22 protein-coding genes are annotated in these 25620 nt (G+C 59.8%); 9 read left to right on the top strand and 13 right to left on the bottom strand.

Features of this window, described 5'->3' with window-relative positions; all coding sequences use genetic code 11:
• Positions 1-199 precede the first annotated feature (199 nt).
• Together F3H58_RS20800 and F3H58_RS20795 are read right to left on the bottom strand one after the other, a co-directional pair.
• On the bottom strand, positions 200-1297 hold the full coding sequence (locus F3H58_RS20800; RefSeq protein ID WP_004432613.1) for a polyamine ABC transporter substrate-binding protein: 1098 nt from the start codon (positions 1295-1297) through the stop codon (positions 200-202).
• Between the two features lie 151 nt (positions 1298-1448).
• The gene (locus tag F3H58_RS20795) at positions 1449-2864 is read right to left on the bottom strand and encodes a helix-turn-helix domain-containing protein (RefSeq protein ID WP_149743610.1); all 1416 of its coding nucleotides are present in this window, start codon (positions 2862-2864) and stop codon (positions 1449-1451) included.
• A gap of 257 nt (positions 2865-3121) precedes the next feature.
• Between F3H58_RS20795 and aceA the strand changes: the two genes are divergently transcribed.
• The gene (gene aceA, locus F3H58_RS20790; protein WP_149743609.1) at positions 3122-4411 is read left to right on the top strand and encodes an isocitrate lyase; all 1290 of its coding nucleotides are present in this window, start codon (positions 3122-3124) and stop codon (positions 4409-4411) included.
• 84 nt (positions 4412-4495) lie between these two features.
• Positions 4496-4750 (top strand): SMc00767 family acetate metabolism repressor, encoded by a 255-nt coding sequence (locus F3H58_RS20785; RefSeq protein ID WP_046800624.1) that lies wholly within the window; start codon positions 4496-4498, stop codon positions 4748-4750.
• Positions 4751-4823: 73 nt separating this feature from the next.
• Here F3H58_RS20785 and F3H58_RS20780 read toward each other — a convergent pair whose 3' ends face one another.
• The 4 genes from F3H58_RS20780 to F3H58_RS20765 all read right to left on the bottom strand — a co-directional run bounded on the left by F3H58_RS20780 (position 4824) and on the right by F3H58_RS20765 (position 8097).
• A complete protein-coding gene (locus F3H58_RS20780) occupies positions 4824-5177 on the bottom strand; it encodes a hypothetical protein (RefSeq protein ID WP_286169873.1) in 354 nt (117 codons plus the stop codon).
• Between the two features lie 114 nt (positions 5178-5291).
• Positions 5292-6164 carry a LysR family transcriptional regulator gene (locus tag F3H58_RS20775; protein ID WP_149743608.1) on the bottom strand — a complete coding sequence of 291 codons (873 nt, stop codon included), beginning with the start codon at positions 6162-6164 and terminating at the stop codon, positions 5292-5294.
• A 253-nt stretch (positions 6165-6417) separates the two neighbouring features.
• Positions 6418-6552, bottom strand: a complete 135-nt coding sequence (locus F3H58_RS27570) for a hypothetical protein (protein ID WP_286169872.1) — start codon at positions 6550-6552, stop codon at positions 6418-6420.
• Positions 6553-6912: 360 nt separating this feature from the next.
• The gene (locus F3H58_RS20765; RefSeq protein WP_149743606.1) at positions 6913-8097 is read right to left on the bottom strand and encodes a BaiN/RdsA family NAD(P)/FAD-dependent oxidoreductase; all 1185 of its coding nucleotides are present in this window, start codon (positions 8095-8097) and stop codon (positions 6913-6915) included.
• Positions 8098-8220: 123 nt separating this feature from the next.
• Here F3H58_RS20765 and F3H58_RS20760 point away from each other — a divergent pair, with 123 nt between their 5' ends.
• The 6 genes from F3H58_RS20760 (at position 8221) to F3H58_RS20735 (ending at position 16812) form a co-directional block, all read left to right on the top strand.
• Complete coding sequence (locus F3H58_RS20760; protein ID WP_080817810.1) at positions 8221-9660, top strand: glutamine synthetase family protein; 1440 nt, start codon at positions 8221-8223, stop codon at positions 9658-9660.
• A gap of 14 nt (positions 9661-9674) precedes the next feature.
• Positions 9675-10961 carry an NAD(P)/FAD-dependent oxidoreductase gene (locus F3H58_RS20755; protein ID WP_149743605.1) on the top strand — a complete coding sequence of 429 codons (1287 nt, stop codon included), beginning with the start codon at positions 9675-9677 and terminating at the stop codon, positions 10959-10961.
• Positions 10962-11097: 136 nt separating this feature from the next.
• Positions 11098-12573 (top strand): glucose-6-phosphate dehydrogenase, encoded by a 1476-nt coding sequence (zwf, locus tag F3H58_RS20750; protein WP_004432590.1) that lies wholly within the window; start codon positions 11098-11100, stop codon positions 12571-12573.
• A 10-nt stretch (positions 12574-12583) separates the two neighbouring features.
• Positions 12584-13282: a 6-phosphogluconolactonase gene (gene pgl / locus F3H58_RS20745; protein WP_149743604.1), complete on the top strand. Its 699-nt coding sequence runs from the start codon at positions 12584-12586 to the stop codon at positions 13280-13282.
• A 128-nt stretch (positions 13283-13410) separates the two neighbouring features.
• Entirely contained in the window at positions 13411-15231 is a 1821-nt protein-coding gene (edd, locus tag F3H58_RS20740; RefSeq protein WP_149743603.1) for a phosphogluconate dehydratase, read from the top strand.
• 216 nt (positions 15232-15447) lie between these two features.
• Positions 15448-16812: a metallophosphoesterase gene (locus F3H58_RS20735; RefSeq protein WP_149743602.1), complete on the top strand. Its 1365-nt coding sequence runs from the start codon at positions 15448-15450 to the stop codon at positions 16810-16812.
• A gap of 23 nt (positions 16813-16835) precedes the next feature.
• On the opposite strand, the gene F3H58_RS20730 is transcribed toward F3H58_RS20735, so the two are convergent.
• The 6 genes from F3H58_RS20730 to F3H58_RS20705 all read right to left on the bottom strand — a co-directional run bounded on the left by F3H58_RS20730 (position 16836) and on the right by F3H58_RS20705 (position 23876).
• Positions 16836-17192: a hypothetical protein gene (locus F3H58_RS20730; RefSeq protein ID WP_035236048.1), complete on the bottom strand. Its 357-nt coding sequence runs from the start codon at positions 17190-17192 to the stop codon at positions 16836-16838.
• 239 nt (positions 17193-17431) lie between these two features.
• On the bottom strand, positions 17432-18520 hold the full coding sequence (locus tag F3H58_RS20725; RefSeq protein ID WP_149743601.1) for an ABC transporter ATP-binding protein: 1089 nt from the start codon (positions 18518-18520) through the stop codon (positions 17432-17434).
• Positions 18521-18540: 20 nt separating this feature from the next.
• Positions 18541-20196, bottom strand: coding sequence for a beta-galactosidase BglA (bglA, locus tag F3H58_RS20720; RefSeq protein ID WP_149743600.1), 1656 nt, complete (start codon positions 20194-20196; stop codon positions 18541-18543).
• Positions 20197-20233: 37 nt separating this feature from the next.
• Entirely contained in the window at positions 20234-21394 is a 1161-nt protein-coding gene (locus F3H58_RS20715; RefSeq protein WP_149743599.1) for a carbohydrate ABC transporter permease, read from the bottom strand.
• Between the two features lies 1 nt (position 21395).
• On the bottom strand, positions 21396-22409 hold the full coding sequence (locus tag F3H58_RS20710; RefSeq protein ID WP_149743598.1) for a carbohydrate ABC transporter permease: 1014 nt from the start codon (positions 22407-22409) through the stop codon (positions 21396-21398).
• A 105-nt stretch (positions 22410-22514) separates the two neighbouring features.
• On the bottom strand, positions 22515-23876 hold the full coding sequence (locus F3H58_RS20705) for an ABC transporter substrate-binding protein (RefSeq protein ID WP_020812904.1): 1362 nt from the start codon (positions 23874-23876) through the stop codon (positions 22515-22517).
• A 274-nt stretch (positions 23877-24150) separates the two neighbouring features.
• Between F3H58_RS20705 and F3H58_RS20700 the strand changes: the two genes are divergently transcribed.
• Positions 24151-25176 (top strand): LacI family DNA-binding transcriptional regulator, encoded by a 1026-nt coding sequence (locus F3H58_RS20700; protein WP_065654439.1) that lies wholly within the window; start codon positions 24151-24153, stop codon positions 25174-25176.
• A gap of 134 nt (positions 25177-25310) precedes the next feature.
• Here the strand turns inward: F3H58_RS20700 and F3H58_RS20695 are convergent.
• The coding region (locus F3H58_RS20695; RefSeq protein WP_149743597.1) for a transposase at positions 25311-25620 on the bottom strand (310 nt) is incomplete at its 5' end.

Here is a 25620-nt window from a genome sequence, read left to right as displayed (position 1 = left end):
GATCAGGATGCCGTATCGATGCCATCCCACTGTCCTCATCCCCGTTCCCCGGAACAAGCCCGAGGATGTTACAGGGAACCCGTCAGCCCAAGTCTTTGGGCTGAAAAGACTTCATCTAACCTGACAGACGACAGGTCGCTGGATCCCTGTGACAAGCACAGGAATGAGGGTGGATAGATCCACCCCATCCCAAATCTGCTTAGCTGCCGGTCTTTATCTGCGTCCAGACGCGGTTCAGGACGCGCTGTTCCTTCGGTCCGTAGGGCGAGATGGTGAAGAGCTTCTTCAGCGTCTCGGCATCGGGATAAACCGCCGGGTTCTTGGCGACGGACTCATCCATCAGCGCCTGCGAGGCGAGGTTGCCATTCGCATACTGAACATAGTTGGAGGCCTTGGCGATGACTTCCGGCCGCATCAGATAGTTGATGAAGGCGTGGGCTTCCTCGACATTCTTGGCATCCGCCGGGATGGCAAGGTTGTCGAACCACATATAGGTGCCCTCCTTCGGAATGACGTAGTTCACCTCGACGCCGTTCTTGGCTTCCTCCGCGCGGCTCTTCGCCTGCAGGATATCGCCGGACCAGCCGATGGTGATGCAGCTGTCGCCGTTCGCCAGTTCATCGATATAGGCGGAGGAGTTGAAGGTCTTCACATAGGGGCGAATCTTCATGTAGACGTCGCCGCCCGCCTCGAGGTCGGCGGTCTCCTTGCTATCCGGATTCTTGCCGAGATAGTTCATGGCGATGGCAAAGGTCTCGTCCGACGCATCGAGAATATTGATGCCGCAGGATTTCAGCTTTTCGGCATTTTCCGGCTTGAAGAGAATATCCCAGCTATCGACCGGAACATCGCCGAGCGCCGCCTTCACCTTGGCGACGTTGTAACCGATGCCGGTGGTGCCCCACATGTAGTTCACGGCATATTCGTTGCCGGGGTCGTATTTCGCCAGACGCTCGGAAACCTCGGGCCACATGTTCTTCAGATTCGGCAACTTGGACTTGTCGAGTTTCTGGAACACGCCGGCATTGATCTGGCGGGCGAGGAAGGGACCGGTCGGCACCACGACATCATAACCGGAGCTGCCGGCCAGAAGCTTGGTTTCCACAAGCTCGTTGCTGTCGAAAACGTCATAGACGACCTTGATGCCGGTTTCCTTGGTGAAATCGGCAAGGATCGATTCGTCAATATAATCCGACCAGTTATAGACGTGGACGACCTTCTCCTGGGCCATTGCCGAACCTGCTGCAACGAGCGCGGTGGTGAGAGCCAAGGTCAGGCGGAGAGAACGGTTTTTCATGATGTCTCCTGTTAACGCATCCTCACGATGGGAGCGTGATCCCCTTTTTTGGGAGAGACTAGAAAGGAAAACAAAAGGGAGCAAGCGGGAAATGTGCAGCACAGCATTTTCAACCAAATGTGTTCCGGCCACAAAAAGCGAATGGAAACACCTACTGGAAGTCGAAAACACTGAGACCGGTAACCATTTCATCGAGCCCGAGCGGCCGCGTCAGCGGCGCTTCCGCCCGCGACAGACAGCCCTGCCTTTCGCACAGCCGGCACGAAGGCCCGACGGCGACGGGCGCGGCACCCGAAGCGGCGGGGCCATAGACGGTCTCTCCGGCCTGGGCGAGATCGCAGCCGAGAAGCACGGCCGTTCGCCGCACCCTTTCGCCGAAACCCGCCTGAGGACCTTCCAGCGTGCGCGACACTGTGAGGAACGCGTCGCCATCCGGCATCTCCACCGCTTCCACCAGCACCTGTCCCGGCTGAGCGAAAGCGGCATGAATATTGAGACGCGGACAGAGGCCGCCAAAACGCGCCCTTGGAAAACCGCCGGCCCCTGCAAGGCGGAAACGGTTGCCGGCATTGTCGATCTCCATCAGGAAAAACGGGATCGCCGCGGCCGACGGCCGTTGCAGGCTGACAAGACGGTTGGCTGCCTGTTCGAAAGAAGCGTTGAAGCGCGACCGCAAAACCTCGAGATCGTATTTCGCCCGCTGGGCGGCGCTGAGGAATGCGCCATAGGGCATCATCAACGCATGGGCGGCATAACGCGCCAGCTCGAAGCGGGCGATGCGCCTTGCCTCCTCCCCTTTCAGGCCGAGCCCTTCAAGCTCCGTCCCGATTTCTTCGCGAAGCGCCAGAAGACAGGTCTCCATCGCCATTTCCCTGAGCTGATCCGGTTGCGACAGGCGTTCGGATAAAAACAGCCGCATGGAATGGCGGTCGTAACGCCGCCTGAGGTTCGGCATGGCATGAACCGGCAGGGTGCGGACCACGATGCCGTGGTTTTTCTGAAGCCATGCCCTCAGCCCGGAGGCGAGATCATCGCCCGCCGACAGGTGTTTGTGGAGTTCTTCCGCCGCCGCATCGATGGCATGGAAATAGGCCGGCCGGTTTTCAAAGACGTGGCGCACCTCGTCAATCGGCAGGCGGGTGGAGGCGAGCGCCGTCTCATGCCCTTCCCGCGCCAGAAGATCGGAGAGATCGGAAAGGCGCTGCGCCTGTTCCCGGTAGGCCCGGTAAAGCTTGAGGACACCGCTTGCCGCATTGGGCGCGGCATCGGCAACCTCGATCAATTCCTGCGGCGACGGTACTTCACCGGCCAGCAATGGATCGGCGAAGACCTCACGCAGCTGCCCGGCGGAACCGGCGCTTTCACCCTGCAGGTCATCCAGATCGACTTTGTAGACGGAGGCCAGCTTCAAAAGCAGCTGCACCGTCAGCGGCCGCTGGTTGCGCTCTATGAGATTGAGATAGGACGGCGAAATCGCCAGCGCCTCGGCCATGGCCGTCTGCGTCAGCGCCAGACCATTGCGAATGCGACGCACGCGCGGGCCTGCAAAAATCTTGTTTTCCGACACCGCCTCACCTCCCCGTGCCTGCGAACTCATACAAACCTGTTACAAACTCTGCGGGCGAAAGCCTTTTACAAAATTTACAATTTTACAGCCATCGCCTGTCACGCACACTACAGGATAACCTCTTTCAAGTCACTGTTTTTATGTTTGTTCTGGCGCTCAAATCTCGAAAAATGTAAATGTATTCACATCAAACGGCGCCATATGATGTTGAAAGACGGCCCGTTACGGAAACCGCATTTATCATGGGAGAGAGCAGTATGACGGATTTTTACAAGCTTGTTCCGGGCGCACCGCAGGGACGTTTCGACGGCATCGAGCGCACCTACACCGCAGCCGACGTGGAGCGGCTGCGCGGCTCCGTCGACATCCGCCATTCGCTGGCCGAGATGGGCGCGAACCGGCTGTGGAAGCTGATCAACGAGGAGAATTTCGTCAACGCGCTTGGCGCGCTTTCCGGCAACCAGGCCATGCAGATGGTTCGCGCCGGGCTGAAGGCGATCTATCTTTCCGGTTGGCAGGTTGCTGCGGATGCCAATACGGCGTCGGCCATGTATCCGGACCAGTCGCTTTATCCCGCCAATGCCGCACCGGAGCTTGCCAAGCGCATCAACCGCACCCTGCAGCGCGCTGACCAGATCGAGACGGCGGAAGGCAAGGGCCTTTCGGTCGACACCTGGTTCGCGCCGATCGTTGCCGATGCGGAGGCCGGTTTCGGCGGACCGCTCAACGCCTTCGAGATCATGAAAGCCTTTATCGAGGCAGGTGCTGCGGGTGTTCATTATGAAGACCAGCTGGCATCGGAAAAGAAATGCGGCCATCTCGGCGGCAAGGTTCTGATCCCGACGGCGGCGCACATCCGCAATCTCACGGCGGCGCGGCTTGCGGCCGATGTCATGGGTGTGCCGACGCTGGTCATCGCCCGCACGGATGCGGAGGCCGCGAAGCTCCTGACCTCCGATATCGATGAGCGCGACCGTCCCTTCGTGGATTACGATGCCGGCCGCACCGTTGAGGGCTTCTATCAGGTCAAGAACGGTCTTGAGCCCTGCATTGCCCGCGCCGTTGCCTATGCGCCCTATTGCGACCTGATCTGGTGCGAAACATCCAAGCCGGATCTCGAACAGGCGCGCAGGTTTGCGGAAGGCGTGCACAAGGTGCATCCGGGCAAGAAGCTCGCTTACAATTGCTCGCCGTCGTTCAACTGGAAAAAGAACCTCGATGACGCAACGATTGCGAAGTTCCAGCGGGAACTCGGCGCGATGGGCTACAAGTTCCAGTTCATCACGCTTGCCGGTTTCCACCAGCTGAATTTCGGCATGTTCGAACTGGCACGCGGTTACAAGGAGCGGCAGATGGCGGCCTATTCCGAGCTTCAGGAAGCGGAATTCGCGGCCGAGGCCAATGGTTACACCGCCACCAAACACCAGCGCGAAGTCGGCACCGGCTATTTCGACGCCGTGTCTCTGGCAATCTCTGGCGGCACGTCGTCCACGACAGCCATGAAGGAATCCACCGAGCACGACCAGTTCCGCCCGGCGGCCGAATAAAATCGAAAAACTGCCCTTCCCGGTGACGGGAAGGGCTTGCAAACCGGATCAAGAACCCCAACCAATAATGAGAGGAGAAATGCCATGAATGCCCACAATCCCATCAAGACCCACGTCAAGGAACGCGCCGAGGAACAATCCTCCGCCATGACGCAGGATCAGCAGGCCGCCATCCGCATGCTGGCCAATGATCTGCACCGCCTCAATCAGGCTGTCATGAAAGCCGTCGAGGCCGGCGTTTCCGTCGAGCTTGTCCGCTCGGCCCGCCACCATGGCGGCGGCGGCAACTGGGGCGATCTTTTGATCCCCGTCATCGTTGCGCAGGGCGCTGCGGCCTGAAACGAAGGGGCCGGAACCTCATAACCGATGTTCCGGCCCCCAACATTTAACAAAACGCCTGGCGTGCTCCAGCTTAGAAACTCGCCGATACGGAAACACCGATGCTAACATTCACGCCCATTGCCTCTGCATTGGCCTGCAATTCAGGCCCATACGGAGCGAAGGAGGCAATTTGCGTCAGGGGGATAGGATTTAGAATAGCTGGAGATTCCCAAGCCAATTGCATCGCTACGCCTCCGATGAGCTTGTCCCAACCCGCAATTTTTGCATCGGAAGCCGTCGGTACATAGGCTCCAACGGCTTTAGAGAGCTGTTCGGCCACAACCAAGGCAAGCGCCTTGCTTACGCCCGCATAGAAAATTTTTACAGCTTCTTCCGGTGTTTCCGCTGCTGACATCGCATTTACATATGATGCTGAAATTATCATAGTTGCCTCAACTTAAAAGAGTTAAAATTACAAAAGCAACCTATGGATATTTAGACGCATACGCAACCAAGAATTATTAAATATTAAACATACAATCAAAGATAATTCCGATCTTTATGCCGGGCGGCTTTTGCGTCCGGCATAAAGATCGGAATGACCCTTGATCAGACGGGTCATCCGATCCGCCACCGTCCTGATATCGCGGCGGTGGCGATCGTCATTGTTCATGACGATCCATTGATTGTGACGGAGCGGCTCTATTTCCCCGCCTTCGCGCGCAAGACGTCCATCCGCATCGCCCACGAAACAGGGAAGAACGGCAACCCCTGCCCCGGCCAGCACCAGGTCGAGCAGCGCCACCGGGCGGTTTACCGTTACCACGATCTCACCGTTACGATTTTCATGCGGCCAGCGCAGATAGGTTGAAATGGCGCTTTCCTCGGCCACCGCCAGCCAGCGGTCGGCGACAGCGGCAGCGGCGTTGCGCAGCCTGTAGGGCGCATAGGCCACCTCCCCCGTCCTGATGGCGGCGAGGTTCTTTTCCTGCGGCTCGAAAGCGCGGATGCCGATGTCGTTTTCACGATGCGCCAGAGCCGCCCTCTGTTCGGCAATGAAAAGATCGACGCGAAAATCATCGCGGTCGGTGCAGATGGCGGAGAAGTTCCCGGTCAGCAGCCAGGCGTTCCAGGTGCCGACGGCAATGCGTACGGTGGAAGAGGCCGAAGACGCCTTCTGCCATCCTTCGATGTCCTTGGCCGCATTCTCCATTGCCTGAAGTCGATCGAACAGCGTGCGGCCATCCGCCGTCAGGGCGTATCCCGTCTGGCTGCGCTGGAACAGCGCCTTGCCGATACGCTCCTCCAGCTCGACCATGCGCCGCCCAATGGTCGCGGGGCTCAAGCCCGTCAGGGCCGCGGCCCCTGTCAGGCCGCCGCTGCGTGACACATCGAGGAAAAGCTGATAGGAATCCCAGGTGACGTTTTTCATGGGTGAAAAACGTAGCGCATTTTCTTGCGCAGATAAATCAAAAAACGGCGTGCATCATGGCCCTCCGCATTAGAAGGAGAGCGACATGCACGCGATTTTTGCAGCCCGGACTATCATCGAAAACCAGCAGCCGCGCACACGGCGCGAAGCCATTCTACAAGAAGAGAAATTTTATGCCGATATGGCGCAGGCATCTCGGCCGTGGCGGCTTTTCAGCGCGCTTATAAGCCGGATGAAGGCAAAGAGCCGCGGATCAGTGAAAGAGAGCGACCAAGGCTGCCAGAGCACCGGCTGCGATGAGGCTCAGGCGAAAGACCAGCTGACGGCTCTCGTTGTCGGCGCGGGCGATGGCAATGGCGCGAGGGCGGCGATGTGCAGATCTGTTCATGCGCGGGTTCCTGACGAAAAACTCAACCGACCCATGCCCTGTTGAGGGCCTCCAGCAGGACATCATGTGCAGCGGGAGCGCAATGCGATCCGGCTTTGCTGGCATTTGGTCAGGATGACTCCACGCTCATTAACAGATTATTAAAAGAGCGAGGAAGGGCCACAACTTTACCAACTGAAATTGAGTTGGCGAACAGGTCACATCCGCACTCCGTCACTCCGGACTAGTTCCGGGGTCCAGCGCGATCAAGTCCTTGATCGCGAAAGACTCTTCACGGCGCAGACGCGCCGTGGCTGGATGCCGGATCAAGTTCGGCATGACGAAGGAGAGAGGTCCGAACTTTTCCACGGCCAGAGACGATCACGCGAATTCGCCGGCCGCCTGCCCGGATGCCCAGGCCCACTGGAAATTATAACCACCGAGCCAGCCTGTCACATCAACACATTCGCCGATGAAATAGAGGCCGGGCAAGGATTTCGCCGCCATGCTTCGGGAATCGAGGCCGGTCGTGTCCACGCCGCCGAGCGTGACTTCCGCCGTGCGATAACCTTCAGAACCGGCGGGCTTGATCTGCCAGTCCTGCACCTCGCCCGCCAGCCTCGCCAGAGCCTTGTCGGACATATCCGCCAGATGGCCGGTGAGGCCGGATTGTTCGACGACGTGCTGGGCAAGACGTTTCGGCAGAATTTCCGACAGAGCCGTCTGGGGCGACTGCCGGCCGTTCTTCTGCTTCGCCTGCTTCAGCAGCGCGGCTATATCGCGATGCGGCTCGAGCTTCAGACGGACCACGTCGCCTTCACGCCAGTAGGAGGAGATTTGCAGGATCGAGGGTCCGCTTAAACCGCGATGGGTGAAGAGCAACGCTTCCTCAAACGAGGTCTTGCCGTGGAAAACTTCTGCCGGGACCGCGACGCCGGCAAGCGGGCTCAGCTTTTCCAGCGAGCCGGGATCAAGCGTCAGCGGCACGAGGCCCGGACGGGTCTCGATGAGCTTGAGGCCGAATTGTTCGGCGATCTGATAGGCAAAACCGGTCGCGCCCATTTTCGGGATCGACTTGCCGCCCGTCGCCACAATGAGGCTTTCCGCTTCGATGACGCCGGCGGATGTCGTGACGCGAAAACGAGCGCCATCATGGGTGACGGCCGAGACTGCCGTTTCGAGCCGCAGCTTCGCATTCACCGCCTGCATTTCGGCAAGCAGCATACGGATGATGTCCTTGGCGCTGTCATCGCAAAAGAGCTGGCCGAGCGTTTTCTCATGCCAGGCGATGCGGTGTTTTTCGACAAGGGCGATGAAATCGCGCGGCGTATAACGGGCGAGCGCGGATTTGGCGAAATGCGGATTGGCGGAGAGATAATTCTTCGGCCCGGCATGGATATTGGTGAAGTTGCAGCGGCCACCGCCGGAGATGCGGATCTTTTCGCCCGGCGCTTTCGCATGGTCGAGAATGACGACGGAGCGGCCGCGCTGGCCGGCGCGGATGGCGCACATCATGCCGGCGGCGCCCGCCCCCAAAATCAGCACGTCACATTTCTCTGTCATCATTCCATCCGATCCGTTTCCTTTCCTCTTTTCGAAGTGCCGCCGCTTGTCAATGGCGCTTTCCCCCTCGCCAATTGCCAAACTACGGTTATGATGGCGCCAGTCGAAACACAGACCCGGTGATACATGCCCGCCAAGAAAACCATGCTCCGCCCGAAGAAACAGGCAACCATGGCAAAGAAGACCCCTCCCCTCGACCTTTCCTCCACCCGTGGCGTTTCCTCCTGGCGCGAAGCCGCGCAATGGCTGAGGGCGCGCGGGATAGAAGACATAGAATGCATCACGCCCGACCTTGCCGGCGTTCCGCGCGGCAAGATGATGCCGACGGCGAAATTCACGGGCGATACGTCGCTTGCCCTGCCATCCGCGCTCTACCGCCACACGATCTCCGGCGAATATCCTGACGAGACCGCCAATTTCCGTTACGAGCCGCGCGACAGCGACCTGAAGCTGGTGCCCGATCTTTCTACCCTCTCCGTCGTGCCGTGGGAAACGGACCCGACCGCGCAGGTGATCTGCGACGTGGTGGATGCGGAAGGCAATTTCGTGCCCTACACGCCGCGCAACGTGCTGAAGAATGTGCTTTCGCTCTATACCGAAAAGGGCTGGAAGCCGGTCGTGGCGCCGGAGATCGAATTTTATCTCGTCGCCATGAATGACGACCCTGACTATCCGCTGCATCCGCCGAAGGGCCGCTCCGGCCGCTCCATCGTTGGCGGGCAGAGCTACTCCATCGCCGGCATCAACGAATTCGACGAGCTGATCGACGATATCTATCACTTCTCCGAAAAGCAGGGTCTGGAGATCGACACACTCATCCATGAGGAAGGTCCGGCGCAGCTGGAAATCAACCTTCGCCATGGCGATCCGATCGAGCTTGCCGACCAGGTGTTCCTGTTCAAGCGCACCATTCGCGAAGCGGCGCTGAAGCATGGCATCTACGCCACCTTCATGGCCAAGCCGATGCAGGGCCAGCCGGGTTCGGCCATGCATATCCACCAGTCGGTGGTGGAGATCGATAGCGGCCGCAACATCTTCTCCAATGCGGATGGCAGTCCCTCGAAGGAATTCTTCTCCTTCGTCGGCGGCATGCAGCGCTACGTTCCGAACGCACTTGTCATGCTGGCGCCCTATGTGAATTCCTATCGCCGCCTGACGCCCGACATGGCCTGCCCGGTCAACAATGCCTGGGGTTACGACAACCGCACGACCGCCTTCCGCGTGCCGATTTCCGGCCCGCAGGCGCGGCGCGTCGAAAACCGCCTGCCGAGTTCGGACGCCAATCCCTATCTCGCGCTTGCCGCCTCGCTCGGCTGCGGCTGGCTCGGCATCGTCAACAATATCGAGCCGACCGAACCCACCGCCGATACGGCCAATGAAGGTTCCATCGAACTGCCGCGTGGTCTCCTGGAGGCCGTGGCGCTGCTGGAAGGCGAGGAACAGTTCGACCGGGTGTTCGGCCATGAATTCGTGGGCCTTTATGCCGGCCTGAAACGCGGGGAATTCGAGACCTTCATGCAGGTCATCAGCCCCTGGGAGCGGGAATTCCTGCTTCTCAACGTGTGAGGGGTTCTTAAAGCATGACATGGCAGAGCCCGATTGCGCCGGGACTATCCTGGTATCAGGCAACCGTCGGAGAGCGGCCGGACTATCCGGCGCTCGACGGGTCGAAGCAGGTTGATGTCGCGATCATCGGCGGCGGTTATACCGGCCTTCAGGCCGCCTGTAACCTCGCCGAAAACGGCGTCTCCGTCGCCCTCATCGAAGCGCATCGTTTCGGCGATGGCGCTTCCGGCCGCAATGGCGGCCAGTTCGGCACCGGCCAGCGCTCCTTTCCCGATGAGATGGAAGGCGAGATCGGCTTCGAGCAATCGAAGCTGCTGTTCGACATTGCCGAGGACGCCAAAAACTACCTGCGTGGCTTCGCCGTCAGCCGCGGCATCGACATGGAATATCTTCCCGGGCAGCTCTATGTGGCGCACAAGGCCGCTTACGAGGACGATTATCGCCGAAGTGTCGATGCGATGAACAACCGTTATGGCTATCCGCATATTTCCTACATGGAACGCGCAGAAGCACGCAAACGCGTCGGCTCCACCCATTATTTCGGCGGCACGCGCGATACCGGCACCGGCCATATCCACCCGTTGAAGCTGCTGGTCGGGCTTGCGAAGGCGGCGAAAGCGGCGGGTGCCGGCATTTATGAAATGACGCCGGCGAAGTCCATCCGGCAAGTGGGCGGCAAGACCATCATCGACACGCCTTTCGGTACAATCACCGCGCCGCGGGTGCTGATCGCCACCAATGCCTATATCGGCAATCTCGAACCGGTGACGGCCGCCCATATCATGCCGATCCGTTCCTTCATCGGTGCCACTGTGCCGCTGGATGCGTTTCCCGACATCATTCCCGACCGGGAGGCCGTGGCGGATTCGCGGTTCGTTGTGCGCTACTTCCGCAAGACGGCCGATAACCGGCTGCTGTTCGGCGGCCGCGAAGCCTACACGGCCGATACGCCGCGCGATATTTCCAGCCACATCCGCCGGCAGATCGCGGAAATCTATCCTGCGCTGAAAGATATAGAGATCAGCCATTCCTGGGGCGGCTCCGTCGGCATTACCCTGACGCGCAAAGTCTTCGTGCGCGACGTCATGCCCGGCGTCACCTCCATCGGCGGTTATTCCGGCCATGGGGTGATGCTGTCGAACTATTGCGGCAAGCTCTATGCCGATCTCATTCTCGGCAAAAAGGACATGCTGGCGCCCTTCGCGCAGCTGAAGGTGCCCTCTTTTCCCGGCGGAGCGTCGCTGCGCGCGCCGCTGCTTTTCCTCGCGCTCTCGTGGTACGCGTTGCGAGACAGGTTTTAGGCCAATGTTTACAGACTGTTGCCGGCGGCGGATGAGTTGGCGGAAGCAAAATTCATAATTTCACATAACTGAGTCTGGCATTTTTAAATCGATTAGATTATTGATGCCCCAACCTTTGAAGATCGAGAGAATCGATATGAGCAGTCAGATCATTCCTGTTGAACCTTTTGATTGTGTCGTTTTCGGCGGCACGGGCGATCTTGCCGAGCGCAAGCTTCTGCCGGCCCTTTATCACCGGCAGGTCGAAGGCCAGTTCACGGAGCCGACCCGCATCATCGGCGCGTCGCGTTCGGTCATGACCCACGAGGAATATCGCAAATTCGCGCAGGACGCGCTGAAGGAGCACCTGAAGGCCGGCGAATATGACGATGCGCAGGTCGCCATCTTCCTGAACAGGCTTTTCTACGTGCCAGTCGATGCCAAGGGCAATAATGGCTGGGACGTGCTGAAGAAGCTGCTGGACGAGGGCAAGGAGCGCGTGCGCGCCTTCTATCTGGCCGTCGCGCCCGGCATTTTCGGCGATATTGCCGACAAGATCCGCGAGCACAAGCTCATCACCCGCTCGACCCGCATCGTCGTTGAAAAGCCTATCGGCCGCGATCTGGCTTCCGCGCAGGAACTGAACGACACCATCGGCCATGTCTTCAAAGAAGAGCAGATCTTCCGCATCGACCACTATCTCGGCAAGGAGACGGTGCAGAACCTGATGGCGCTGCGTTTCGCCAATGCGCTTTATGAGCCGCTGTGGAATTCCGCCCATATCGACCATGTGCAGATCACCGTTGCCGAAGCGGTCGGCCTTGAAGGCCGCGCGGGTTATTATGACAAGGCCGGTGCGCTGCGCGACATGGTGCAGAACCATATCCTGCAGCTGCTTTGCCTTGTCGCCATGGAACCGCCGGCATCCATGAATGCCGAAGCCGTGCGTGACGAAAAGCTCAAGGTTCTGCGCTCGCTGAAGCCAATCGACACCAGCAATGTCGAAAAGCAGACGGTTCGCGGCCAGTACCGTGCCGGCGCTTCCGCCGGTGGCCCGGTCAAGGGCTATCTGGAAGAGCTGGAAGGCGGCGTTTCCAACACCGAAACCTTCGTCGCCATCAAGGCTGAAATCGCCAACTGGCGCTGGGCCGGCGTTCCCTTCTACATCCGCACGGGCAAACGCCTCGCGACCCGCGTGTCGGAAATCGTCGTCACCTTCAAGCAGATTCCGCATTCGATCTTCGATGATGCGGCCGGCAAGATCGAGGCCAACAAGCTGGTCATCCGCCTGCAGCCGGACGAGGGCGTCAAGCAGTCGCTCCTCATCAAGGACCCCGGCCCGGGCGGCATGCGCCTGCGTCAGGTCTCGCTGGACATGAGCTTCGCCGAAGCCTTCAACGTGCGCAGCCCCGATGCCTATGAGCGGCTGTTGATGGATACGATCCGCTCCAACCAGACGCTGTTCATGCGCCGCGACGAAGTGGAAGCGGCGTGGGATTGGGTCGACCCCATTCTCAAGAGCTGGGAAGATCTGGGACAGGGCGTGCAGGGTTATACCGCCGGCACCTGGGGTCCGAGCGGTTCCATCGCGCTGATCGAGCGTGACGGCCGCACCTGGCACGATGCCGATTGAGGGCCTGGCGATGAGCGAAACGATCCACGTCTTCGACACCGCCGCCGAACTGGCAACCGCTCTTTCGGCAGAGGTTGCCAAACGCCTTGATGCGGCAACGAAGGATCGCGGTGCGGCAAGCATTGCCGTCTCCGGCGGTTCGACGCCCAAGCTGTTCTTTCAGGCGCTTTCCAGACACGATCTCGACTGGCCCAATATCAGCGTAACGCTGGTGGACGAACGTTTCGTGCCGCCGGAAAGCGACCGTTCGAACCATCGTCTCGTTGCCGAGAACCTTTTGCAGAATAAGGCGAAGGCGGCTTATTTCGTGCCGCTGTTCCAGCCGGCGGCCTCGCCGGAGGATGCCGCGACGCTTGCGACCGTCAAGACCGAGGCGATCTGTGACCCGTTCGATGTCGTCATTCTCGGCATGGGAACGGATGGCCATACGGCGTCGTTCTTCCCCGGTGGAGACAATCTCTACGAAGCGCTGGACCTCGATGAGCCGCGCGGCGTTTTGACCATGGCGGCGGAGAATGCCGGAGAAGAACGGTTGACCTTCAACTTCTCCAGCCTGCACGATGCCGAGTTTCTGGTGCTGCATATCGAAGGTGCTGCCAAGAAGGCGACGCTGGAGAAGGCACAGTCGGGCGAGGATGAGGATGAAATGCCGATCCGCGCCGTGCTGAACCGGGCAGAAACGCCCGTGGATATATACTGGGCGCCATAAGCCGAACGCCACCGCCGCGATTGCGGCCCGGCGACAAAGCGCCCCGAAGACATGAAGACTGAAACACGACAACCGGCCGTTCACCTCCCGGAACGCCGGTTGCCGACCAACGAACAGGATGAACGCCCATGTCCGCCGATTCCCGCATTCAGGCCATCACCGCCCGCATCGTCGAACGTTCCAAGCCCTACCGCGAGACCTATCTCGAGCGGCTGCGGCTGCAGGTCTCGAAAGGCGTTCACCGTTCCGTGCTTTCCTGCGGCAATCTTGCGCATGGATTTGCCGTCTGTTCCCCCGCCGACAAGGACATCCTTGCCGGCGACCGGGTTCCAAACCTCGGAATCATCACCGCCTATAACGACATGCTCTCGGCGCACCAGCCCTATGAGACCTTCCCCGCGATCATCCGCGATGCGGCAAAAGAAGCGGGTGGCATAGCCCAGGTGGCAGGCGCGGTTCCCGCCATGTGCGATGGCGTGACTCAGGGCCAGCCGGGCATGGAGCTTTCGCTGTTTTCCCGCGACGCCATTGCCATGGCGGCCGGCATCGGCCTGTCGCACAACATGTTCGACGCCGCCGTCTATCTCGGTGTCTGTGACAAGATCGTGCCCGGCCTCGTCATCGCAGCCCTCGCCTTCGGCCATCTGCCCGCCGTCTTCGTTCCCGCCGGCCCGATGACATCCGGCCTTCCGAACGACGAGAAGTCGCGCATCCGCCAGCTTTATGCCGAAGGCAAGGTCGGCCGCGCCGAGCTTCTGGAAGCGGAATCGAAATCCTATCATGGGCCCGGCACCTGTACCTTCTATGGCACCGCCAATTCCAACCAGATGCTGATGGAGATCATGGGTTTCCACATGCCCGGCTCCTCCTTCATCAATCCCGGCACGCCGCTGCGCGATGCGTTGACGCGCGAGGCTACGAAGCGTGCGCTGGCGATTACCGCGCAGGGCAACGAGTTCACCCCGGCAGGCGAGATGATCGATGAAAGATCCGTCGTCAACGGCGTCGTCGGCCTGCATGCGACGGGCGGCTCCACCAACCACACCATGCATCTGATCGCCATGGCGCGCGCCGCCGGCATCATCCTCACCTGGCAGGATATTTCCGATCTTTCCGACATCGTGCCGCTGCTCGCCCGCGTTTACCCCAACGGTCTTGCCGATGTGAACCATTTCCACGCCGCCGGCGGCATGGGCTTCCTCATCAAGCAGCTTTTGAAACAGGGCTTCGTGCATGACGATGTGCGCACCGTCTTCGGACAGGGCCTCGAGGCTTACACCGTGGATGCCATGCTTGACGAGAAGGGCGCGGTTGTACGCCAGCCCTCCCCCGAGCAGAGCCACGACCCGAAGGTGCTTTCCAGCATCGAGACCCCGTTCCAGCCAACCGGTGGTCTGAAGATGTTGACCGGCAATCTTGGCAAATCGGTTATCAAGATTTCCGCCGTCAAGCCGGAGCGCCATATTATCGAAGCACCGGCAATCGTGTTCCACGACCAGCAGGAGCTTCAGGACGCGTTCAAGGACGGCAAGCTCAACCGCGATTTCATCGCCGTCGTCCGCTTCCAGGGACCGAAGGCCAATGGCATGCCTGAGCTGCACCGTCTGACACCGCCGCTCGGTGTGCTGCAGGATCGCGGTTTCAAGGTGGCGCTGGTGACCGACGGGCGCATGTCCGGCGCTTCCGGCAAGGTGCCGGCCGCCATTCATGTCACGCCGGAAGCCTCAGACTGCGGCCCGATCTCGCTTATCCGCGATGGCGACATCATCCGTCTCGACGCCATTTCGGGAACGCTGGAAGTGCTCGTTTCCGCCGCCGAACTGGCGAAACGCGAACCGGCGCGGGCCGATCTTTCCGGCAATGAATGGGGCATGGGCCGCGAGCTTTTCGCCCCCTTCCGCCGCAATGCCGGTCCGGCCGATCAGGGCGCCAGCGTTCTGTTCCATTGATTTTTGATGGGCGAAGGCCGGGTACGGCTTTCGCCTTTCAATCTCACTTTGCGGTATCGCCTGAATGCACCTCTCATCGCCGAGAGCTGGCGCAGAAACCGCTTTATTTCCCACGTCTTAAACGTCAGACTTGTCATGCGGCTGTGATGATCGCCCTTTAGGGCCTTCTCAACCGGCCGCGAGACGGCGGTGCAGTTTCGGATGATGGGGCCTGACATGACGATTTTCTCGAGCAAACGCCGCGATGTGCTGAAGCTTATGGCGGGCACCGCCCTGTTGCCGCTGATGGTGGCGGCAAAGCCAGCGATGGCGCAGGACGTGGCGCTGCGTGCAATCGTCATCTCCGACCTGCATTCGGCCTATGAGCGTATCGGCCAGCTTTTCGCAGCCATCGAAACGCGCATCGCCGCCGACAAGGCGCCCCATATCATCTTGCTGAACGGCGACCTTTTCGAAATCGGCAATGCGGTGGCCACACGGTCTGCCGGGGAAATCGAATGGACGTTCCTGGCGGCGCTCGCAAAGCTCGCCCCCACCGTCGTTAATATCGGCAATCATGAGCCCGATATCGACAACGATCTCGCTAATTTTGTCAGCCGCGGCCAGGCGCTCGGCATTACCGTGCTGTCCAACATCGTCGACAAGCGCAGCGGAAAGCCTTTTGCTCCTGGTAGCGCCGAAGTGAATGCCGGCGGACAGAGGGTCGTCGTTACGGGTCTCGCCACCAATGCGATTAACACCTATCCGAAACCCACGCGCGAGATGCTCGACATTCCGCAGCCGGTCGAATGGGCCAAGGCCAACCTTGCCGATATCGTCAAACCGGATGCGATCAACATCGTTCTCAACCATGCCGGCGTCGTCGCCGACCGCGATATCTTGCCCCTGCTGCCGGACGGCACGCTGCTGGTCGGCGGTCACGATCACCTGAACTTCGTGCACGAGCAGGGTGCCACGCGTTATGTCCATACTGGCTCCTGGTGCACCTCCATGACGGTCGCGACCATTGCGGCACCCGGCAAGGCGGCTGCCATGGAAACGGTCGCGATCGAGCTCAATGCGCCTACGTCCCCGGCCCTCAAATCCCTGATCGAACAGACACTCGAAAAGCACCTGACCGCAGAAGAACGGGCCATCGTCGGCAAATCCGCGAAGGCAATGACCGTCGATGAGGCGGGCCGCCATGTGGCGCAGCTCATCGCCGCAAAAACCGGTGCGGATGTCGGCTTCATCGGCCACACTTCGTTTGGTGCCGGCCTGCCCGAGGGCGATATTCGCCGCTACGATTTCAACGCCTCGCTGCGTTTCGACGGCAAGCTGATGGTGACGGAAGTCGATGGCGAGGCTCTCGCCCAAATCCTCAAGCGCTGCAATCAGGATGGCGACATTCCGCTCACCGAGCGCACCGGCGACTATCTCTACGCCATGCCGGAAAATCCGGAAAACAAAGAGCGCTACAAGCTGGTCTGCAACGACTGGTCCGCCACCAACCAGAAATCCTATTTCGGCCGCAGCGATCTCACCTTTACCGAAGTGCCGGATGTGAAGCTGAAGCAGACGGTTCTGGGCGGGCTTTCTTAAGACCCTCGCCGATCATCCGATTTTCAGAACGACCGGATATCGAGCTTCCGGTCTCTATGCGCCGGATGCGTGCTGAACACGAAAATGCGGTCCAGTTCCTTCTGCGTCAGCATGCGCAGGAAGCGGACGTGGATGGTGTTGTTGGCGTTGACGCGCAACATCACGCAGCCGATCTTGGTGATGCGGGCGTCGGGAATATCGAGATAGAACTGGTTCGGCAGGTTATATTTCGTCAGCAGCGCCAGCACCGCTTCGGTCTGGGAGATGCGGATGACATCGCAGCGGCGCGCCGCCATGTGCATCACCGCCTTTTCGGTATATTCGATGCGTGCGGCGTTCATGGTATCTTCCATGCGAAACCGGCTTTCGCGGTCATACATGAAGGATTCTTCCTTGCTCAGGTAATGGTTCCTGATGACACCCGTACCGCTCTGCACGCCCAGACTCCCATGCTCGATCAATGGATTGAGACTAGGTCATAGTCTTTAACAATTCATATCAGCGCAGGCTTAAACAGACCGGAAGCGGGACATTTCCGAGATTTTTCCACAGCGGTAAAAAGGTCAGCAAAAACCCCGGAACGAGGAGGTTCCGGGGCATGGTTCGGCATCGACGGCGATTAGCTGCGATAGGTCTTGCCCTCGGCGTCGAAGAGGTGGAGCTTTTCCTGCGGTGCCGCAAAACGCAGGGTTTCGCCCTTGCCGACGGAAACGATGCCCGGCACCTTGACGATGATCGGCTCCTGCCCCTTGGGCGCTTCGAGATAAAGCAGTGTCACTTCGCCGAGCGCCTCGACGATCGCGACTTTTCCCTCGAAAAGATAATCGTCCCCGGTGACGATGCTCAGATCTTCCGGCCGGACACCGAAGCTCGCAGCCTTGCCCTTTTCGGTTGCGGACGTCGGAACATAAACGGCGAGCGTCTTGCCGCCGGCAAGTTCGATGGAGGTCTTCTCACCGGTTTCGGTGATCTTTGCAGCGATGATGTTCATGGCGGGCGAGCCGATGAAACGCGCCACGAAAAGATTGGCCGGTCTCTCGTAAAGTTCGAGCGGCGCACCCACCTGCTCCACACGACCGGCATTCAAAACGACGATACGATCCGCCAGCGTCATCGCCTCAACCTGGTCGTGGGTGACGTAGATCATCGTCGTATCGGCCATCTGCTCGTTGAGCTTGGCGATCTCGATGCGGGTGGCGACGCGCAGCGCCGCATCGAGGTTCGACAAGGGCTCATCGAACAGGAAGACTTTCGGATTGCGGCAAATGGCGCGGCCGATGGCGACGCGCTGGCGCTGGCCGCCGGAGAGCGCCTTGGGCAGCCGCTCCAGATATTGCGTCAGTTGCAGGATTTCGGCAGCGGCGCGAACGCGGCGGTCGATCTCCTGCTTGTTCTCTTTCGCGATCTTCATGCCGAAGGCCATGTTGTCGTAAACCGTCATATGCGGATAAAGCGCATAGGACTGGAACACCATGGCGATACCCCGCCGCGATGGCGGGATTTCGTTGACGAGCTGGCCGTCAATATACATCTCGCCACCGGTGATTTCCTCCAGACCAGCGATCATGCGCAGCAGCGTCGATTTTCCGCAGCCAGAGGGGCCGACGAAAACGATGAATTCGCCCTGTTCGATCTGAAGATCGATGCCGTGCAGGACCTTCACCTGCCCGTATGATTTGCGGATATCCTTGAGAACGAGACTTGTCATGGGTGTTCCTCCCTCATCTGTCAGGCGTAACGGGCGAAGAATGCGCCCCATGCCGGAAGTTCTACGCTTCTGCCTTCAAGGCCGCTTGCAAAGCCGTGGCCTTCGAGAACCTCCCAGTTCCCTTCCGGCAGCGTGGCTTTTGCCGGCGTTGCAGACAAGTTGAAGAGGCAAAGAACGGTTTCGTTGCCCAGCTTTCGGGTATAGCTCAGCACCTCACCCTGCACCGGCTGGAATTCGATACCACCCTTTGCGAAAGCCGGGTGCTGCCTGCGGAAAGCGAGGAAGCGGCGGTAATGTTCCAGCACCGAAGCTTCATTGCCCTGCTGGGCGCTGACGGCGCGCTGCTTGTGCTCGGCCGGAATGGGCAGCCATGTCTTGTCGGCTGTCGAGAAACCGGCCTGTGCGTGGCCGGCATCCCACACCATCGGCGTGCGGCAACCGTCGCGGCCCTTGAATTCCGGCCAGAACTGGATGCCGTAGGGATCCTGCAAATCTTCGAAAGCGATGTCCGCTTCGGTGAGGCCGAGTTCTTCACCCTCATAGATGCAGACGGAACCGCGCTGTGTCATCAAGAGTGCCGAAAGCACCTTGGCGAAGGCGTCCTTATCTTCGACATGCTCACCCCAGCGGCTGACATGGCGCACGACATCGTGGTTGGAGAAAGCCCAGCAGGCCCAGCCTTCCGGTGCGGCCTTCGCAAAATCCGCCTGCACATCGGCCACGCGCTGCGGTGTGAGCGCATCGGGGGCGAGGAATTCGAAGGCATAGCACATCTGCATCTTGTCATCGCCGGAGGTATATTCGCCGACGATTTCGAGACCGCGCTGACTGTCACCCACTTCGCCGACGGCGGCGATATCCGGGAACTCGTCCAGCACCGCGCGGAAGCGCTTCAGGAAGGCGATGTTTTCCGGGCGGTTCTTGTCGTAGAGATGTTCCTGGAAATTGTACGGGTTGACCGCCGGAGCGGTTGAGGCATTGCGGCGCTCCGGCGCCAGCGCCGGATTGTCGCGCAGCTCAAGGTCGTGGAAATAGAAATTGATGGTGTCGAGGCGGAAACCATCGACGCCGCGCTTCAGCCAGAAGCGGGTGATGTTCAGCAGCTCTTCCTGAACTTCCGGATTGTGCAGGTTGAGGTCCGGCTGTGAGGTCAAGAAGTTGTGCATGTAATATTGCATGCGGGTCGGATCCCACTGCCAGGCGGAACCGCCGAAGATCGACAGCCAGTTGTTGGGCGGCGTGCCGTCCGGCTTGCTATCCGACCAGACATACCAATTCGATTTCGGATTGCTGCGGCTGGCGCGGCTTTCCACGAACCACGGATGCTGGTCCGAAGTGTGCGACATCACAAGGTCGATCATGACGCGGATGCCGAGCCGGTGGGCTTCGGCAATCAGCCCGTCGAAATCGGCAAGCGTGCCGAACATCGGATCGACATCGACATAATTCGAGACGTCGTAACCGAAATCCTTCATCGGCGAGGTGAAGAAGGGCGAAATCCAGATCGCGTCGGCACCCAGATTGGCGATATGCGCCAGACGGTCGGTGATGCCCTTGAGGTCGCCAATGCCATCGCCATTGGAGTCCTGATAGGAGCGGGGATAGATCTGATAGATAACAGCGCCGCGCCACCAATCCTTGTTGGGCGTCAAAGCGGAAGTCACCGAAGTGGTCATGGAAGTGTCCTGTGTGGTATGGGCGTTCATGGAATGATCAGCCTCCCTTGACGGAGCCTGCCAGCAGGCCACGCACGAGATAACGTTGAAGAGCGAAGAAAACGCCGAGCGGCACGACGATAGTGACGAAGGCCGAGGCAGTGAGAATTTCCCAGTTGCCGCCGCGCGAACCGAGCAGCGCGTTCAAGGCGCCTGTCAGCACCAACTCGTCCTTCTGCGTGCCGAGGAAGACCATGGCGACGAGCAGGTCGTTCCAGGTCCAAAGGAACTGGAAGATGGCGAAGGAGGCGAGCGCGGGGAAAGACAGCGGCAGGATGATCTTGACGAAGATTTCAAAATCGCTCGCACCATCGACGCGGGCGCTTTCGATGATCTCTTTCGGCAGGCCGGAAATATAGTTGCGCAGCAGATAGATGGCGAGCGGCAGGCCGAAGGCCGTGTGCGCCAGCCAGATGCCGGCATAGGTCTTGGATGGCACGCCGAAGATGGTGCCGATTTCATTATAGAGCCTGAGAAGCGGGATCAGCGACATCTGCAGCGGCACGACGATCAGGCCCACCACCATGGCAATCAGCAGATTGCGGCCGGAAAAGCTCATCCATGACAGTGCATAGGCGGCGAAGGCGGCAATGAGGATCGGGATGACGGTTGCCGGCACGGCGACGGTCAGCGAGTTGACGAAGGACTGGCCGATGCCTTCCGAGGTCAGGACCGTGCGATAGTTGTCGAGCGTGAAGACGGGCGGCGTCGCGACGGAGATGTAAACGCGCTTGCCGCGCGAACCTTCAAAGCTCGCGGCCTTGCTGTATTCGTAGCTACCGTCCGTATTGACGAGCAATGTTTCGCCGTCACCGATATCGGCCGCCTCGCCGGCTTTGAACGCCGTGGGCTCCTGTACGCGAACGCCGAAGGCTGCAACCTTGCCGCCCTGTCCGTTTTCGAAAACATTGCCTGATATCACATAGCGGCTGCCATCCTGCTTCTGCACGGAAGCATCGGCGAGGCGCACTGCCGAGGTTTGTTCGGAGCTGGAGAAGGCCGTCCACCAGCCCGACACGGTGATCTGGTCCTTGTCGCGCAGCGAGCTGACGAGAATGCCGAGCGTGGGCAGGAGCCAGAGAAGCACGACGACCAGAACGCTGGCATGGACGATGAGGCGCGGCAGGCCGACGCGGCGCAGGCGTTTGACGATATTCATCTCAGCGGCCCTCCATCTCGCGGTTCGCCTGGCGGATGTTCCAGACCATGATCGGGGTGACGGCCGCCATGATGATGAGCGCGATGACCGCACTTCGGCCGCTGTCGCCACCGCCGCGGAACATCCAGTCGAACATGAGATTGGCGAGGACCATGGTGTTCCATTGCCCGTTGGTCATGGTCAGTACGATATCGAAGACCTTGAGCACGAGAATGGTGATCGTCGTCCAGACGACGGCGATGGTGCCCCAGATTTGCGGAACCATGATCTTCCAGAAGATCTGCCAGCCATTGGCGCCATCGATGACGGCCGCCTCGATGGTTTCTTCCGGAATTCCGCGCAGCGCTGCCGACAGGATGACCATGGCGAAACCGGTCTGAATCCAGATGAGGATGACCATCAGGAAGAAGTTGTTCCAGAAGGGCATGGAAATCCAGACCTGCGGATTGCCACCGAAAAACTCGACGATGGCGTTCAGAAGGCCGATCTGCACCTGACCTTCGGCGCGGTATTCATAAATGAATTTCCAGATGACGGAGGCGCCCACGAAGGAGATCGCCATCGGCATGAAGACGATGGACTTGGCGATGTTGCCCCACCAGATGCGGTCGGTCATGACCGCGATAACGAGGCCGAAGAAGGTGCAGGCGGCCGGCACGACGGCCAGCCAGAGGATATTGTTGAAGATCGACTGGCGGAAACCGGCATCGAAAAACGCCCAGCGATAATTGGCAAGACCGACGAATTCGCTGCCGGTCCGGTCATAGAAAGACAGGATCAGCGTCGCGATGACGGGGTAGACCAGATAGACCAGCAGGAGGATCAAAGCCGGACCGATGAACAGCCAGGGCCGGACCGCCGCGCGGCGATTGAGGTTGCGGGATGCCTGCAATACGTCTCCCGAGCGGACCGGAAGGATCGCCTGAAGCACCTTGTCGGATAGCCAGTAATAGGCAGCGCAGGCAAAGACTCCCGCCACCATCACGCCGATGGCCGAAACGAGTTGTTGAGCCATGTTCCCTCCCTTGATCTTCTCCGCGCCGCGCTGATTTATGCGGTCGTCGGGGCAGCGCCGTTGGTAAGGGCCCGGCAGCAAACCGCCGGGCCCGATCCGATATCTTTACTTCAGGCCGTCCCAGGCCTTCTGGATATCGCTCGCGACCTGATCCGCGGACTTGCCGCCGACGAAATCGATCATGCCGGTCCAGAATGCACCAGCGCCGATCTTGCCGGGCATGAGGTCCGAACCATCGAAGCCGAAGCTTGTCGCGGTCGTGAGGATTTCACCCTGTCGCTTCATCTGCTCATTGGCATAGGCATCGACATTCACACCCTTATAGGGCGTGAGGAAGCTGGACTGCGCCATCCAGACTTCATGGGCGATCGGGGTTTGCAGGAATTCAACGAATGCCTTGGCGGCAGGTGCTTCCTTGGTGATGGTGACCAGCGTGCCAGCGCCGAGAACCGGCTTGCCGAGGTCAGGCTTTGACGCGTAAGTCGGCATGTAGAAGAAATCCGCATCCGTCCCCACTTTAGTGCCTTCCGGGAAGAAGGACGGAATGAACGACGCCTGATGGTGCAGGTAGCACTTCGGCGGAATGTCGAAGAGGCCCTTGGGGCTGTCGCGGAAATCGGTGGAGGCCACGGCCGCGACACCGCCGCTGACATATTTTTCGTTCTTGGCGAATTTGCCGAATTCATTGATCGCTTCTACCACGGCCGGATCGGTGAATTTGACCTCGTTGGTCGTCCATTTCTGGTAGACGTCGAGCGGCTGCGTGCGCAGCATCAGGTCTTCCACCCAGTCCGTTGCCGGCCAGCCGGTTGCCCCGCCGGAACCGAGACCGATGCACCAGGGCGTGCCGCCATCGGCAACAATCTGGTCCGTCAGCTTGAACAGGTCTTCCATGCTCTCGGGCACCTTGTAGCCCGCTTCCTCGAAGTTCTCAGGCACGTACCAGACAAGCGACTTCACATCCGCCTTGAAAGGGAAGGCGAAATAGGCCTTGTTGCCGTCCTTGCCCTTGTAGCTGCCGAGGTCGACCCAGGACTGGCCCGCGCCGTAATTTTCCTTGACCCAATCGGCGGTCTTGTCGCCGAGCGGCACGAGGAAGCCCTTGGCGGCCAGATCGGCCAGAAGGCCGGGCTGCGGCAGGATGGCGATATTGGGCGGCGAGCCAGCCTGCGTATCGATGACGATCTGCTGCTCGTAATTTTCCGACGAGGAATAACGGACGTTCACGCCGGTCGCATCGGCGAAATAGGCAAGCACCGACTGGAACAGGGCCTCGTCTTCACCGCGCCACGGGCCGAAAATCGTCAGCGTCTGGCCTTTCAGATCGGCATGGGCCGCCTTGAAGTCCTCGTAGCTTTTCCAGTTGAACTTGGCGTCGCCGCCGGGTGCAAACTTCAGGTCGGCGGCAAAAGCCGCACCGGACAGCAAAGCCATGACGGCGGCCGTCGCCAAAAGAGTCTTCTGCATGTGATTTACCTCCCATCACATAAAAGGCTCAAAGCGTCCTCTCCAATCAAAGCGCTTTGGCTGCCTATTCATCTCATTGTCATTAAGACGGAGTCAAGAGGCTCTTTCTGCGGAAACGTTGCAGCGCCCTATGAATAGTCATATTTAATTCGGAAGGCGGCTATCCTTTTCGATTGAGAAATACGGTGGAGACTGGTAAAAATCTAAAGCGCTTTGGGAATTGAGGAGAGGCTTTGCCGTATTCCCAAGGCGCGCGCATGGAGGAATGACAGACATGAACCTGAAACAGCTGTCGCAACTGCTGGGCATTTCGCAGACGACCATCAGCAGGGCGCTCAACGGCTATCCGGAAGTCAGCGCCGAAACGCGCCGCCGCGTCATGGAGGCTGCCGAAAAGACAGGCTATCGCCCGAATGCGGCCGCGCAACGGCTGGCGACAGGCAAGGTCGGTTCCATCGGGCTTGTAATGCCGATTGGCGAGCATCACCGTTCCGACGTGCATTTCGGCGAATTCCTGAGCGGACTCGGTGAAGAAGCATCGCGCAGCGGCTTTCATCTCGTGATCATGCCGACCGAGCCGGAAAAAGAGCGCGAAGCCCTGCGGGGGCTCGCCGCAAGCGGCAGCGTCGATGGCATCTATCTCGCCTATATGAAGAAGAACGACCCGCGCATCGCCATGATGCAATCGCTCTCCCTGCCCTTCCTCGTGCATGGCCGCTCCGTTGGCGTGGAGGAGGATTATCCCTATCTCGACGTGGACAATGAGGGTGCGTTCCGCGATGCGACCCAGCTTCTCCTCCAGCTTGGCCACACGCGTATCGGGCTTCTGAACGGTCCGGAAGGCTATGACTTCACCTACCGGCGCTGTCTCGGGGTGGAAAAGGCGCTTTCGGCAAATGGCCTGACATTGCATGCGAACAACAAGAGACACAGCAGCATGACCGACGAGGAAGGTTATCTCGGCATGGAGGCCTTACTGTCACGCCCGGAAAAACCGACCGCCATTCTTTGCGCCAGTACCGCGCTTGCGCTCGGCGCGATCCGTTCGCTCAACCAGCGGGGCTTGAAACCCGGCAAGGATATTTCGCTGATCGCCCATGACGACGTGCTGCCGCTTTTGAAGCCCGATAATTTCTCCGTGCCGCTGACCACCACCCGTTCGTCGCTGAGGGCGGCGGGGGTGCGCGTGGGCCAGCGCCTGATCAACCGGATCAAGCTCAACCAGACGGAACCGCACCAAGAACTATGGAAGGCGGAACTTGTGGTGCGCGCCTCGACGGGGCCGGCTCCGAAAGCGTAAAGTCTGGCCTCCATCCCCCCGGCCGTCATACCGGCCTTGAGCCGGTATCCAGCCAGCCCAAGTCCTTGGGCTGAAAAGAGTCGTCTCGCCGCGCAGAGGCGCGTCGGCTGGCAACTGTATTGATGCATGTTGTTTCAAGCTGCTTGGAATGTGGTTTTATCCCTGAGCATGGCGTTTGCGATGACGAGCAGTTTGCGGGCGATGGCAATGATCATGACCTTGAACGGTTTGCCTTTGGCCTGCATGGCCTGAACCATGCGGGCGAATGGCGACTTTAACCGGTAGGCCACCAGCGCCGCCATGTAGAGGGCATCGCGAACGCGCTTTCGTCCGCCGCGGATATGGCGCTGGCCGCGGTGAATGCCGCTATCGGCATTGAAGGGGGCAAGGCCTGCAAGCGCCGCCATGCCGCCGGGCGAACTGTCGCCCAGTTCCGGCATGTGG

The sequence above is a fragment of the Rhizobium sp. NFACC06-2 genome, from assembly GCF_900101425.1.
In the GTDB taxonomy this organism is placed as follows: domain Bacteria; phylum Pseudomonadota; class Alphaproteobacteria; order Rhizobiales; family Rhizobiaceae; genus Agrobacterium; species Agrobacterium leguminum.
The sequence above is the reverse complement of the archived record's forward strand: the minus strand, read 5'-3'. Positions and strand labels throughout refer to the sequence as shown.

What these genes read in the sequence shown, in the direction of transcription:
- F3H58_RS20800 (WP_004432613.1), bottom strand. Translation starts at nt 1,297, where the DNA reads ATGAAAAACCGTTCTCTCCGCCTGACCTTGGCTCTCACCACCGCGCTC.
- aceA (WP_149743609.1), top strand. Translation starts at nt 3,122, where the DNA reads ATGACGGATTTTTACAAGCTTGTTCCGGGCGCACCGCAGGGACGTTTC.
- F3H58_RS20785 (WP_046800624.1), top strand. Translation starts at nt 4,496, where the DNA reads ATGAATGCCCACAATCCCATCAAGACCCACGTCAAGGAACGCGCCGAG.
- F3H58_RS20780 (WP_286169873.1), bottom strand. Translation starts at nt 5,177, where the DNA reads ATGATAATTTCAGCATCATATGTAAATGCGATGTCAGCAGCGGAAACA.
- F3H58_RS20775 (WP_149743608.1), bottom strand. Translation starts at nt 6,164, where the DNA reads ATGAAAAACGTCACCTGGGATTCCTATCAGCTTTTCCTCGATGTGTCA.
- F3H58_RS27570 (WP_286169872.1), bottom strand. Translation starts at nt 6,552, where the DNA reads ATGAACAGATCTGCACATCGCCGCCCTCGCGCCATTGCCATCGCCCGC.
- F3H58_RS20765 (WP_149743606.1), bottom strand. Translation starts at nt 8,097, where the DNA reads ATGATGACAGAGAAATGTGACGTGCTGATTTTGGGGGCGGGCGCCGCC.
- F3H58_RS20760 (WP_080817810.1), top strand. Translation starts at nt 8,221, where the DNA reads ATGCCCGCCAAGAAAACCATGCTCCGCCCGAAGAAACAGGCAACCATG.
- F3H58_RS20755 (WP_149743605.1), top strand. Translation starts at nt 9,675, where the DNA reads ATGACATGGCAGAGCCCGATTGCGCCGGGACTATCCTGGTATCAGGCA.
- zwf (WP_004432590.1), top strand. Translation starts at nt 11,098, where the DNA reads ATGAGCAGTCAGATCATTCCTGTTGAACCTTTTGATTGTGTCGTTTTC.
- pgl (WP_149743604.1), top strand. Translation starts at nt 12,584, where the DNA reads ATGAGCGAAACGATCCACGTCTTCGACACCGCCGCCGAACTGGCAACC.
- edd (WP_149743603.1), top strand. Translation starts at nt 13,411, where the DNA reads ATGTCCGCCGATTCCCGCATTCAGGCCATCACCGCCCGCATCGTCGAA.
- F3H58_RS20735 (WP_149743602.1), top strand. Translation starts at nt 15,448, where the DNA reads ATGACGATTTTCTCGAGCAAACGCCGCGATGTGCTGAAGCTTATGGCG.
- F3H58_RS20730 (WP_035236048.1), bottom strand. Translation starts at nt 17,192, where the DNA reads ATGTATGACCGCGAAAGCCGGTTTCGCATGGAAGATACCATGAACGCC.
- F3H58_RS20725 (WP_149743601.1), bottom strand. Translation starts at nt 18,520, where the DNA reads ATGACAAGTCTCGTTCTCAAGGATATCCGCAAATCATACGGGCAGGTG.
- bglA (WP_149743600.1), bottom strand. Translation starts at nt 20,196, where the DNA reads ATGACCACTTCGGTGACTTCCGCTTTGACGCCCAACAAGGATTGGTGG.
- F3H58_RS20715 (WP_149743599.1), bottom strand. Translation starts at nt 21,394, where the DNA reads ATGAATATCGTCAAACGCCTGCGCCGCGTCGGCCTGCCGCGCCTCATC.
- F3H58_RS20710 (WP_149743598.1), bottom strand. Translation starts at nt 22,409, where the DNA reads ATGGCTCAACAACTCGTTTCGGCCATCGGCGTGATGGTGGCGGGAGTC.
- F3H58_RS20705 (WP_020812904.1), bottom strand. Translation starts at nt 23,876, where the DNA reads ATGCAGAAGACTCTTTTGGCGACGGCCGCCGTCATGGCTTTGCTGTCC.
- F3H58_RS20700 (WP_065654439.1), top strand. Translation starts at nt 24,151, where the DNA reads ATGAACCTGAAACAGCTGTCGCAACTGCTGGGCATTTCGCAGACGACC.